At 71.4% G+C, this 14022-nt stretch carries 1 protein-coding gene; it reads left to right on the top strand.

All coding sequences use genetic code 11. The features are described 5' to 3' along the window. Positions 1-21: 21 nt before the first annotated feature. Complete coding sequence (locus D458_RS33025; protein ID WP_160168041.1) at positions 22-14007, top strand: non-ribosomal peptide synthetase; 13986 nt, start codon at positions 22-24, stop codon at positions 14005-14007. Positions 14008-14022 lie beyond the last annotated feature (15 nt).

Below are 14022 nucleotides of genomic sequence, written 5' to 3'. Positions count from 1 at the left end.
CCCTCACAGGAGTAAGTGAACGTGCTGTCTTCCGCTACCGCCCCCAGTTCAGACCAGACCGCCCGTACCCTTCCTGACCTGTTCGCCGCACGGGTGGCCGAACGGCCGGAGGCCATCGCTCTGGTGTCGGAGGAGCACACCCTCACCTACGCCGAGCTCGACGCCCTCGTCGAGAGCCGGGCCAGGGGCCTGGCTGCTTCCGGCGTGGTGCCGGGGGACCGCGTGGGGGTCCACCTCGGGCGCGGGACCGACCTCGTGGTCGCCATGCTCGCGATCACCCGGGCGGGCGCCGCCTACCTGCCCCTGGACCCCGCCTATCCGGACGAGCGCCTGGCCTACATGCTCGCCGACTCCGGCACGCGCCTGGTCGTGTCCGGCGGGGACACACCCTGGCGGGGTGAGCCGGCGGTGGCCACCGTGGACTCCGAACGGCTGGAAGGCACCGTTCCGCTTCCGGGCGACCGCCCCCTGCCCGACGACGTCGCCTACGTCATCTACACCTCCGGTTCCACCGGCCGTCCCAAGGGCGTGCTGGTCACCCACCGGGGTATCGGGGACCTGGCGCGGACCCAGCGGGTCCGGATGAACGTCACCCCCGACTCCCGGGTGCTGCAGTTCGCCTCGCCCAGCTTCGACGCCTCGTTCTTCGAGGTGTGCATGGCCCTGCTCAACGGCGCCGCCCTGGTGGTCCTGCCCCGCCCCGCCCTCCTGGGTGACGCACTCGTGCGCACTCTGGCCGACCACCGCGTCACCCACGTGACCCTGCCGCCCGCAGTGCTCCCGGGGCTGGACCCGACCGGCCTGCACGAGCTGCGGTCGGTCATGGTCGCCGGGGAGAGCTGTCCCGGGGACATCGTGGAACTGTGGTCGCGCGGGCGCGACGTGTTCAACGGCTACGGGCCCACCGAGACCACCGTGTGCGCCACCATGAGCGCGCCGCTGTCCGGAGACGGGGCTCCGCCCATCGGACGCGCCGTGGACGGGACCCGGGTCGCCGTGCTCGACGACCACCTGCGCCCCGTGGGGCCGGGTGGCAGCGGTGAACTGTACATCTCCGGCGCAGGGCTGGCCCGGGGCTACCACGACCGCCCCGGACTCACGGCGGAGCGGTTCGTGCCCGACCCCTCCGGGCCGCCCGGATCCAGGATGTACCGTTCCGGCGACCGCGTGCACGTGCTGCCCGACGGCGACCTGGAGTTCCGGGGCCGTGTCGACAAGCAGGTCAAGCTCCGCGGCTTCCGGATCGAGCCCGGTGAGATCGAGACGGCCGCCACCGGCCTTCCCGGCGTGGCCAACGCCGCCGTCCTGGTGCGCGAGGACCGGCCCGGCATCCGTCGGCTCGTGGCCTACGTGGTGGGTGAGCCGGGTGGCGCCGCCCCGGAGGAGGAGACCGTCGTCCGGGGCCTGGGTGAGGTCCTGCCCGACCACATGGTGCCCTCCGCGGTGGTGGTGCTTCCGGCCATGCCCACCACACCCAACGGCAAGATCGACCACGGCCGGCTGCCCGCGCCCGACGCCGCCCGGCGGGAGTACGCGGCGCCTGAGGACAGGACCGAACGGGTCGTGACCGAGGAGTTCGCCCGCGTCCTGGAGCTGGAGCGCGTCGGCCGGCACGAGGACTTCTTCGACCTGGGCGGTGACTCCATCCTCGCGGCGCGCGCCCTGTCGCGGGTCGAGGCCCGGCTGGGCCGCGGCGTGGACCGCAGGGCGGTTTTCGCCCTGCGCACCCCGGCCCGGATCGCCGCGGCGGGGTTCACCGGGCAGGAGGCGCCCAGACCCGTCGAGCCCGTCAGCCGGGACCGCGCCCTGCCGCTGTCCGCGGCCCAGCGCCGCCTCTGGTTCCTCCACCAGCACGACCCCGAGAGCGTCGAGTACTACACGGGCAGCGCCTACCGGATCCGCGGAGACCTGTCGATCCCGGCGCTGCGCGAGGCCCTGGGCGACCTCCAGGCCCGCCACGAGGCGCTGCGCACCACCTACGCCTCCACCGACGAGGGGCCCGTGCAGCACGTCCGCACCCCCTGGCGGGCTGAGGACCTGCTGGTCAGGGCCGACCTGGCAGAGGCCGGGCCGCACCGGGAACGGCGGCTGGAGGCGCTGCTCAGGGCCGAGACGGAACGCCCCTTCGATCTGGAGAACGGTTCTCCCTTCCGTGCCCTGCTGGTGCGCATGGGCGCGGACGACCACGCCCTCGTGCTCAGCGCCCACCACATCGCCTGCGACGGCTGGTCCGTCGACATCCTCGCCCGGGACCTCGGTGCCTTCTACCGAGCCCGGGTCGGCGGCACCGCCTCGGAGCGCGCCGCCGCACGGGTGGACTACGCCGACTTCGCCGTGTGGGAGCGGGACCGCTGGACCCGGGAGACCGAGCGGGAACACCTGGAGTACTGGACCCGGGAACTGGAGGACGCGCGAGCCGCCGAGGTCCCCGCGGACCACCCCCGTCCCGCGGTCCGGACCACGGCCGGGGCGGTCCTCCGAGCCGAGCTCCCACCGGAGGTCACCGCCGCCCTACGCGACCTCGGCCGCCAGCGGGGGACGACCCTGTTCGTGACCCTCACGGCCCTCACCCAGCTCCTGCTGTCGGCCTCCTCGGGCAGTGCGGACGTGACCTTGGGCGTGGCCTCGGCGGGGCGCGACCACCACCAGGTGGACGACCTCGTCGGCTTCTTCGTCAACCCCGTCGCGGTGCGGACCCGCGTGGACCCCCGTGCCACCCCGGGGGACTTCCTGGACGGGGTGCGCGACACCGTCCTGGCCGCCTTCGACCACGAGCTCCCCTTCGACCGGGTCGTGGACGCGGTGGCCGCCGAACGCGACCAGTCCCGCACGCCCGTCTTCCAGGCCCTCCTGGTGCTCCAGAACGCCCACTCGGGTGAACTCGGCCTGCACGGCCTGGACGTGGCCCCCTTCGACCTGCCCCGCACCTCGTCTCTCTTCGACCTGGTCTTCGAGTTCGAGGAGCGGGGGAACGGCCTCAGACTCAACCTGGAGTACAACACCGACCTGTACGAGGCCGAGCGGATCGCCGTGCTGGCCGAAGGGCTCCGCCTGCTCGCCGTCGCGCTCACCGAGGCCCCGGACCGGCCGGTCGCCCGGATCGGTGTGCGCACCGAGACCCAGGAGCGGACCCTCGCGGAGTGGGAAGGCGTCTACCCCGAGGGCGCGGAACAGACCATTCCGGAGGCGTTCGCACGACGGGTCGCGCTCGACCCCGACGGCCTCGCGGTCACCTCGGCGGACACGGAACTGACCTACGCCGAGCTGGACGCGCGCTCGGCCGCGCTGGCCGAACGGCTGCGCGCACACGGCGCGGGAGCCGAGTCGCCGGTGCTGCTCGTGCTGGAGCGCGGGGCGCACGTGATCGTGGCCATGCTGGCCTCCGCACGCGCGGGCGCCGCCTACGTGCCCGTGCACGCCGACGATCCGGCCGAACGCGTGGCGTGGCTGGCGCGGGAGACCGGAGCGGTCTGCGTTCTGACCGACACCCCCTCGCACGGGCGGGCGTCGGGCGTCGACGGGCTTCCGGTGCTGGACCTGGACGGGCCCGCGCCTGCCCCGGTCCGCTCCTCGGCCGAGGCGGAGGCCCTGTCACAGAGCGAGGCGCGGGTCCTGCCCCGGAGCCTGGCCTACGTGATGTTCACGTCCGGATCCACCGGCAGGCCCAAGGGCGTAGCGGTCACGCACGAGGACGTCGTGCGCCTGGCCCACGATCGGCTGTGGGCCGGTGGCGACCACGATCGTGTGCTGTTCCAGTCCTCCCACGCCTTCGACGCCGCCACCTACGAGATCTGGGCGCCGCTGCTGAACGGCGGAGTCGTGGTCGTCGCGCCGCCCGGGCGCATGGACGCCGAGGAGTTCGCCGGGACCGTCCGCGCGCACGGGGTCACCGGGGTGTTCCTCACCACCGCGCTGTTCAACCTCTACTCCTCCCAGGACCCCTCCTGTTTCGCAGGGCTGCGCGAGGTCATGACCGGTGGCGAGGCGGCCAACCCGCAGGCGCTGGAGCGGGTCGTCGAGTCCTGCCCCGGTACGCGGGTCGCCAACGTCTACGGCCCGACCGAGAGCACCACCTTCGCCACCCACTTCCCCCTTCCCGGTGCCGTGTCCGTCCCGGTGCCGATCGGCGGTCCGCTCGACGGCACCCGGCTTCACGTGTTGGACCCGTTGTTGCGTCGTGCTCCTGCGGGGGTTGTGGGTGAGTTGTATGTGGGTGGTGCGGGTGTGGCTCGGGGGTACTGGGGGCGTCCGGGCTTGACTGCGGAGCGTTTTGTGGCTGATCCGTTCGGTTCGGGTGGTCGTTTGTACCGCACGGGTGATCTGGTGCGGTGGAACGGTTCCGGGCAGTTGCAGTACGTGGGTCGGGCGGATTCCCAGGTGAAGTTGCGGGGGTTCCGGATCGAACCGGGCGAGATCGAGTCCGCGCTTACGGCCCTGCCCGGAGTGGCGGAGGCGTCAGTGCTCGTCCACCGGTCTCCGTCCGGGGCGCGACGCCTGGTCGGTTACGTGGTGCCGGACGAGACGGGGCTGCCGGAGGGCGGTGGGCCGGCCCTGCTCACCGGACTCTCTCGGGCACTGCCCGCGTACATGGTCCCCGCGGCCCTGACCGTGCTGGAGGCCATGCCGCTGAACGCCAACGGCAAGGTGGACCGGCGGGCGCTGCCCGAGCCGGATCTCGACAGCGCCGGTGAGACGGTCGCTCCGCGTTCTGGGGTCGAGGGTGTGTTGGCCGGGGTGTTCGCTTCGGTGCTGGGTGTGGAGCGGGTGGGGGTCTTCGACGACTTCTTCGCTCTGGGCGGTGATTCGATCCTGAGTATTCAGGTGGTTTCGCGGGCTCGTCGTGCGGGTGTGGTGGTTTCGTCCAGGGATGTGTTCGCGCGGCCGACGGTGGCGGGTCTGGCCGAGGTGGCGGGGGAGTCGGGTGCGGCCGCGGTGGTGTGGGGTCCGGTTTCGGGTCCGGTGCGTTCCACACCGATCATGCGGTGGTTCCTGGAGCACCACACGGTTCGACCGGACCACTTCAATATGTCCGTGCTCCTGGACCTGGTCGAGGACACCGACACCTCGCTGCTGCCGACGGTGCTGGCGGGTCTGGTGGAGCACCACGACATGCTGCGCCTGCGCATGAGCCCCGGATCGGACTGGACGGACGGCGCCGACAGCGCTGCCGTGATCGTTCCGGCGGAGGAAGCCGGAGCCGAGCTGACCACGGTCGACCTGTCCGGGCTCGACGAGCCGAGCGCGCGGGCCCTGGAGCGCGAGCACGTGCACGAGGCACAGAGGTCCCTGGATCTGGTGTCGGGGCCGGTGGTGCGTGCGGTGTTGTTCGAGGGTCGGGGGGTCGCGCGTCTGCTGTTGGTGGTGCATCACCTGGTGGTGGACGGGGTGTCCTGGCGTGTGTTGCTGGAGGACCTGGGGACCGCTTATGAGCAGGTGGCTCTGGGTGGGGTTGTGGATCTGGGGGAGCGCACCACGCCGTTCCCGGTCTGGGCCGGGCAGTTGGAGGAGGCGGTCGGGGGTGGCCGTTTCGACGGGGAGGAGGGGTACTGGGCTGCCTTGGCCGGTCCGGGTCTGAGGTCCCTGATCCCGAGGGATGCGGGGTCGGGTTCCAACACGGTGGAGTCGCAGTCGGTGGTCTCGGTGGAGCTTCCGGTGCAGGTGACCCGTTCGCTGTTGCGTGAGGTTCCGGGGGAGTTCCGCACGCGTGTGAACGATGTGCTGTTGGCTGCTTTGGGTCGGGTGCTCTCGCAGTGGTGTGGTGCGGACCGGGTGTTGGTGGATCTTGAGGGGCATGGTCGTGAGGACCTGTTCGAGGGGGCGGATCTGTCTCGTACGGTCGGTTGGTTCACCACGATGTTCCCGGTGGTGTTGGGGTCGGTGCCGGGGTGGAAGGAGCAGATTCGCTCGACCAAGGAGATGGTGCGTTCGGTTCCCGGTCGGGGTGTGGGTTTCGGGGCGTTGCGTTATCTGGGTTCGGTTGCGCAGCGTGAGGTGTTGGCGGGGGTGCCGGAGCCGGAGGTGAGCTTCAACTATCTGGGCCGCTTCGACACCGCCACCGGTCTGCACAGCAACGTACGGCTCAACGCGGGGGGCGAGTACGAACCCCGCGAGGAGAGGGCACACCTGCTGGACGTGGTCGGCCGGGTCGAGCACGGCGCCTTGGTCTTCGACTGGATCTTCTCCGATCAGGTCCACGACCGGGAGACGGTCGCCGCACTGGCCGAACGCTTCGACCGGGCTCTGTCCGACCTGGTGCGGTTCTGCCTGAGCGAGGGTGTGGGCGGGGCGACCCCCTCGGACTTCCCGCTCGCCGGCCTGGACCAGGCCGCGGTGGACCGCCTGGTGGGCGACGGCCGCGGGGTCGAGGACGTGTACCCGCTGACCCCCATGCAGCAGGGCATGCTCTTCCACTCACTCGGTGAAGGAGGGTCCTCCTACCTCGAGCAGGTCGTCGTCGAGATCGAGGGTGTGGACGATCCCGAACGCCTCGGCCGTGCCTGGCAGAAGGTCGTGGACGCCACCCCCGTACTGCGTTCCGTTCCGGTCTGGGAGGACCTGGACACCCCGCTCCAGAAGGTCCTGCTCGGGGTCTCCCTGCCCGTGACGGTGCTGGACTGGCGGGGTCTGGACGAGGCCGGCCAGGAGCGGGTCCGGGCCGATTTCCTGCGTGCGGACCAGGAGCGGGGTTTGGACCCGGGGGTCCCGCCGCTGATCCGGGTGGCCCTGGCCCGGCTGAGCGAGACCCGTGTGGTTCTGGTGTGGACCTTCCATCACCTGTTGCTGGACGGTTGGAGCCTGCCGTTGGTGTTGGCCGACGTGTTCGCCGCCTACCGGAATCAGCCGCTCGCAGCGCGTCCGCCCTTCCGGGACCACCTGGAGTGGATCGCCGGGCGCCAGGAGCAGGAGGGTCTGGAGTACTGGCGCGGTGTGCTGGCCGGGCTGGAGGCCCCCACACCCCTGCCCTACGACCGCAGGCCGGACGACGTCCACGCGGCGGTCTCCCACGCCAGGACCGTCCGCACCCTCCCCGCCGACCTGTCCGACCGCGTCCACAGCTTCGCGCGTGAGCACGGTCTGACGGTGAACGCGCTGGTCCAGGCGGCCTGGGCGCTGCTTCTCTCGGCGTATTCGGGCGAGGAGGACGTGGTGTTCGGCGCGACCACCTCCGGGCGCCCCGCCGACCTGCCCGACGTCGAGTCGGCGGTGGGCATCTTCATCAACACGGTGCCCGTGCGAGCCCGGGTGGAGCGGGACGCCACGGTGGCGGAGTGGCTGCGCGGTCTCCAGGACACTCTGGTCGAGGCACGCCAGCACGAGTACCTGTCGCTCTCCCGGATCCAGGCGGCGTCTGCCCTCCCGGGGGACACCCCGCTCTTCGACAGCCTGGTGGTGTTCGAGAACTACCCGGTGGACCAGGACTCGGCCGCCCAGCACGGCCTGGAGATCGTCGGGGTCACCGCCGACGAGGCCACCAACTACCCGCTCACCCTCGTCGCCTACGACGGTGAGCGCGTCGAGGTCCAGCTGCGCTACGACCCCGACGCCTTCGACACCGCCACCGCTGACCGGCTGGCCGACCACTTCGCGTTCCACCTGCACGCCCTGGTGGAGCAGCCCGACCGCTCCGTCAGCGCACTGCCGCTCCTGACCGGCGCGGAGCAGGAGGACCTCGTCCGCTGGGGAGACGGCGGTCCCGCGCGGGCCGACCGCACCTTCGTCGAGCTGTTCACCGAGCAGGCGCGCCGCAGTCCCGGAGCCACCGCCCTCGTCGGCTCCACCGAAGAGTGGACCTACGCCGAGGTCGACGCGCGCAGCGACGACCTCGCCCTGCGCCTGCACGCTCTGGGCGTCACCCGCGGGACCACGGTGGGCGTGAGTCTCGAACGCGGACCGGACCTGGTCGTCGTGCTCTTGGCGGTCATGAAGGCGGGCGGCGCCTACCTACCCGTGGACCCCGCCTATCCCGCCGAACGGCAGGCCTTCGTCATCGCGGACTCCGGTGTGCGCGTCCTGCTCACGGAGCCGGACCACCCGGACGCGAACGCGGCCGGAGCCGCGGCGGTGACCGGAGCCGCGGATCCGGCCGGCGCGGAGAGCGGGCCGCTCTGCCTCACCCTGGACGATCTGGCCCGCCGTCCGCTGCCCGAGGGAGCGACCGTCCCCGCCCCGCCGGGACCGGACGACCTCGCCTACCTCATCTACACCTCGGGGTCGACCGGTACGCCCAAGGGCACCATGGTCACCCACCGCGGCACGGGTGAACTGGCCGCCTCCATGGCCGAGCGGTTCGGCACCCGGCCCGACTTCCGGGTCCTGCAGCTCGCCTCGTCCAGCTTCGACGCCTCGGTGATGGAGGTCCTGATGGCCCTCGGCGCGGGCGCCGCCCTCGTGGTGCCCCCGCCCGGCCCGCTGGTCGGTGAGGACCTGGCCCGGACCCTGCTCCGGTGCCGTATCGGGCTCACGATCATCCCGCCGTCCGTGCTCGCCTCGGTACCCGCTGGGGACTACCCCGACCTGCGGGTACTGGTCGTCGGTGCGGAGGCGTGCCCGGCCGAGCTCGTGAACCGGTGGGCGCCCGGCCGACGCATGGTCAACGCCTACGGGCCCACCGAGATCACCATCGCCGCATCCCTGAGCGACCCCCTGGCCACGGGTGGCAGCCCGCCCATCGGCCGACCGGTCCAGGGCACCCGGCTTCACGTGTTGGACCCGTTGTTGCGTCGTGCTCCTGCGGGGGTTGTGGGTGAGTTGTATGTGGGTGGTGCGGGTGTGGCTCGGGGGTACTGGGGGCGTGCGGGCTTCACTGCGGAGCGTTTTGTGGCTGATCCGTTCGGTTCGGGTGGTCGTTTGTACCGCACGGGTGATCTGGTGCGGTGGAACGGTTCCGGGCAGTTGGAGTACGTGGGTCAGGCGGATTCCCAGGTGAAGTTGCGGGGGTTCCGGATCGAACCGGGCGAGATCGAGTCCGCGCTGGTCGCGATCCCGGGCGTTCGCCAAGCCGCCGTCACGGTTCGCGAGGACGCCCCGGCCGGCCGAGCGCTGGTCGGCTACGTCGTCGGCGGGGCGGCCGACCCGGCCGAACTGCGCGAGGTGCTCGCCACGACGCTGCCCGTGCACATGGTGCCCGCCGTCATCCTGGTCCTGGACGAGATGCCGTTGACGCCCAACGGCAAGACCGACCACCGCGCCCTGCCCGCGCCCGAATGGGACGAGCTCACCACACACCGGTACATCGCTCCGCGTTCTGGGGTCGAGGGTGTGTTGGCCGGGGTGTTCGCTTCGGTGCTGGGTGTGGAGCGGGTGGGGGTCTTCGACGACTTCTTCGCTCTGGGCGGTGATTCGATTCTGAGTATTCAGGTGGTTTCGCGGGCTCGTCGTGCGGGTGTGATGGTTTCGTCCAGGGATGTGTTCGCGCGGCCGACGGTGGCCGGTCTGGCTGAGGTGGCGGAGGAGTCGGGTGCGTCCGCGGTGGTGTGGGGTCCGGTTTCGGGTCCGGTGTGTTCCACACCGATCATGCGGTGGTTCCTCGACCGGCGGACCACGGACCCGAACGGGTTCGTGATGTCGGCCCTGCTGGATCTCGCCGAGGACACCGACACCTCGCTGCTGCCGACGGTGCTGGCGGGTCTGGTGGAGCACCACGACATGCTGCGCCTGCGACTCGGGGCGGACGGGCCCACCCTGCTGACCGAGGAGAGCAGCACGCTTCTGGAGATCGTCACCGGTACCGACGAGGCGACCGTCGCCGAGCACACCGCCCGTGCGGGTGACTCCTTGGATCTGGTGTCGGGGCCGGTGGTGCGTGCGGTGTTGTTCGAGGGGCAGGGGGCCGCGCGTCTGCTGTTGGTGGTGCATCACCTGGTGGTGGACGGGGTGTCCTGGCGTGTGTTGCTGGAGGACCTGGGGACCGCTTATGAGCAGGTGGCTCTGGGCGCGGCGGTGGATCTTGGGGAGCGCACCACGCCGGTCCCGGTCTGGGCCGGGCAGTTGGAGGAGGCGGTCCGGGGTGGCCGTTTCGACGGGGAGGAGGGGTACTGGGCTGCCTTGGCCGGTCCGGGTGTGCGGTCTTCGGTTCCGAGAGATGCCGGTGCGGGGCCGGGCTTGGGGTCGGGTTCCAACACGGTGGAGTCGCAGTCGGTGGTCTCGGTGGAGCTTCCGGTGGAGGTGACCCGTTCTCTGTTGCGTGAGGTTCCGGGGGTGTTCCGCACGCGTGTGAACGATGTGCTGTTGGCTGCTTTGGGTCGGGTGCTCTCGCAGTGGTGTGGTGCCGATCGGGTGTTGGTGGATCTTGAGGGGCATGGTCGTGAGGACCTGTTCGAGGGGGTGGATCTGTCTCGTACGGTCGGTTGGTTCACCACGATGTTCCCGGTGGTGTTGGGGTCGGCTCCTGGTTGGAGGGAGCAGATCCGCTCGACCAAGGAGATGGTGCGTTCGGTTCCCGGTCGGGGTGTGGGTTTCGGGGCGTTGCGTTATCTGGGTTCGCCTGCGCAGCGTGAGGTGTTGGCGGGGGTGCCGGAGCCGGAGGTGAGCTTCAACTATCTGGGCCGCTTCGACACCGCCACCGGTTTCCACACCGGCCTCACCCTGGGCGGCGGCGACCTTCCCGGGGAGCGACGCCCGCATCTGCTGGACGTCGTCGGCCGTGTGGTGGACGAACGACTGGTCCTGGACCTGGCCTACTCCCGCTGCTTCCACCACGAGACCACCGTCCGGTCACTGGCCTCGGACCTGGTGGACACCCTGAAGGATCTGGTGCGGTTCTGTCTGAGCGAGGGTGTGGGCGGGGCGACCCCCTCGGACTTCCCGCTCGCTGGCCTGGACCAGGCCGCGGTGGACCGCTTGGTGGGCGACGGCCGCGGGGTCGAGGACGTGTACCCGCTGACCCCCATGCAGCAGGGCATGCTCTTCCACAGCCTGATGGAGGAGGGGGCGTCCTACTTCGAGCAGGTCATCGTCGAGATCGAGGGTGTGGACGATCCCGAACGCCTCGGCCGTTCCTGGCAGAAGGTCGTGGACGCCACCCCCGTACTGCGTACCCACGCGGCCTGGGAAGGGCTGCCGAAACCGGTCCAGCTGGTCCGCCACTCCGTAGCGCTTCCCGTGACGGTGCTGGACTGGCGAGGGCTGGACGAGGCCGGCCAGGAGCGGGCCCGGGCCGATTTCCTGCGTGCGGACCAGGAGCGGGGTTTGGATCCGGGGGTCCCGCCGCTGATCCGGGTGGCCCTGGCCCGGTTGAGCGAGACCCGTGTGGTTCTGGTGTGGACCTTCCACCACCTGTTGTTGGACGGTTGGAGCCTGCCGTTGGTGTTGGCCGACGTGTTCGCCGCCTACCGGGGCCAGCCGCTCGCAGCGCGTCCGCCCTTCCGTGACCACCTGGAGTGGATCGCCGGGCGTCAGGAGCAGGAGGGTCTGGAGTACTGGCGCGGGGTGCTGGCCGGGTTGGAGGCCCCCACACCCCTGCCCTACGACCGCGCACCCCAGAACGTGCGCACCGCCCGCTCCCGGGTACGGATCGAGACCCACCTCCCGGCAGAGCCTTCCGGGGCCGTCCACGCCTTCGCGCGTGAGCACGGTCTGACGGTGAACGCGCTGGTCCAGGCGGCCTGGGCGCTGCTTCTCTCGGCGTACTCGGGCGAGGAGGACGTGGTGTTCGGCGCGACCACCTCCGGGCGCCCCGCCGACCTGCCCGACGTCGAGTCGGCGGTGGGCATCTTCATCAACACCCTGCCGGTCCGGATCCGGGTGAACCCCGCCGCCACGGTCCTCACCTGGCTGCGCGCGTTCCAGAGTGCGCAGGCGGACGCCCGTCTGCACGACCACCTGCCGCTGTCACGCATCCAGGCGGAGGCCGCCCTCCCGGGCGACACCCCGCTCTTCGACAGCCTGGTGGTGTTCGAGAACTACCCGGTGGACCAGGACTCGGCCGCCCAGCACGGCCTGGAGATCGTCGGGGTCACCGCCGACGAGGCCACCAACTACCCGCTCGCCCTGAGCGCGTACGGCACCGAGCGAATCCGGCTCCTCATCGGCTACGAGCCCGACCACTTCGACCCGGACACGGTGGAACGCCTGCTCACCGACCTGGAGCACATCCTCACCTCGCTTGTGCGGGACCCGGGGCGGCCGCTGGCCGCGCTGGCGGGCGCGGACACCTCCGTCACGGCCGCCTTCACCGACGGCGTCGCCCTGCGACCGGACGACCGCACGGTGGTGGACCTGTTCGAGGAGGGGGTGCACCGTCACCCGGACACCGTCGCCGTGGTGGGCGAGGGCCGGGAGTGGACCTACACGGAACTGGACACCGAGGCCGAACGCCTCGCGGACCACCTCCGCGCGCACGGCGTCACCCACGAGTCCCGGGTGTTCCTGTCCCTGCCCCGGAGCCCGAGAGTCGTCGTCGCCATGCTGGCCGTGCTCAAGGCGGGCGCCGCTTACGTGCCCCTGCACGACACGGTCCCCGCCGCGCGGGTGGCCGAGCTCGCCGCCGACAGCGGGGTGCGCGCGGCCCTGGTCGATCCCGGCATGCTCGACCTCTACACCGGGATCGTGGACGTCGCCGTCCACCGCTACGGCCCCGACGGTTTCGCCGCCGTGGCCGTCCCGGGGCCGGTACCCGGGGCACCCACCGCCCCCGCCGAGCGGGGAGAGCGGTCCGTCCCCGTGCGGCCGGTCTCCCACTCGTCCGCCTACGTCATGTTCACCTCCGGCTCCACCGGAGTGCCCAAGGGCGTGGTCGTGGACCACCGCAACATCGTGGCCCTGGCGGCGGACGGCAGATGGCCCGGCGCGCACGAGCGGGTGCTCTTCCACTCGCCGCACGCCTTCGACGCCGCCACCTACGAGGTCTGGGTACCGCTGCTGCACGGAGGCACCGTCGTCGTGGCACCCGAGGGCGGGGTCACCGCCGAGGCGGTCCGCGCGGCCCGCACCGACCACGGGGTGCGGTCCGTGTTCCTCACCACGGCCCTGTTCAACCTCTTCGCCCAGCAGGATCCCGCGTGCTTCGCAGGGCTGCACCAGGTGTGGACCGGAGGCGAGAAGGCCGATCCGGCCTCCTTCGCCAGGGTCCTGGAGGCCTGCCCGGACACCGAGGTCGTTCACGTGTACGGCCCCACCGAGACCACCACGTTCGCCACCTGCGTGCCGATCGGCGCCGAGTGGGCGAGCTCCGGGCACTGCCCGATCGGCGGCCCGATGGACGGCACCCGGACCCACATCCTGGACACCGCCCTGCGCCCGGTACCGGTCGGCGCGGTCGGTGAGCTGTACATCGCGGGTGAGGGGGTGGCACGCGGCTACGACGGCCGCCCCGGACTGACCTCCGAACGCTTCGTCGCCGACCCCTTCGGCTCGGGCGGTCGCCTCTACCGCACCGGTGACCTGGTGCGCTGGTCCACCGGGGGACAGATCGAGTTCGTGGGCCGAGCCGACGGCCAGATCAAGCTGCGGGGCTTCCGTATCGAGCTGGGCGAGGTCGAGAACGCCCTGACCCGGGTACCGGGCGTGGCGCAGGCGGCGGTCGCCGTGGTCGCCGCGCCCTCCGGGGCCAAGGTCCTGGCCGGGTACCTCACCGAGACCGCGCCCGGCCGGCTGGACACGGCGGAGGTGACCGACGAACTCCGCCGCGTCCTGCCCGCCTACTCGGTCCCCGCAGTTCTCACCGTCCTGCCCGAACTACCGCTCAACACCAACGGCAAGCTGGATCGCCGATCCCTGCCCGCCCCCGAACCCGCCGAATTCTCCGAAGCGGGCTTCGCCCCTCCCCAGACCCTCACGGAGGAAGTCGTCGCCGAGGTCTGGGCCAACGTCCTCAAACTCGACCGGGTCGGACGCGGGGACAACTTCTTCGACATCGGGGGTGACTCGGTCCGCAGCATCCAGGTCGTCGGGGAACTCGGGGACATGCTCGATGTCCAGGTCCCCACGAAGGCCCTGTTCGACCACCCCACCCTCCAGGGCTACGCCCAGGTCGTCGAAGGCCTGCTTATGGGCCAGATGGCCAACTGACCTCATGGGTGCCGC

The sequence above is a fragment of the Nocardiopsis ganjiahuensis DSM 45031 genome, from assembly GCF_000341085.1.
In the GTDB taxonomy this organism is placed as follows: domain Bacteria; phylum Actinomycetota; class Actinomycetes; order Streptosporangiales; family Streptosporangiaceae; genus Nocardiopsis; species Nocardiopsis ganjiahuensis.
This window is presented reverse-complemented; position numbering and strand designations above follow the sequence as displayed.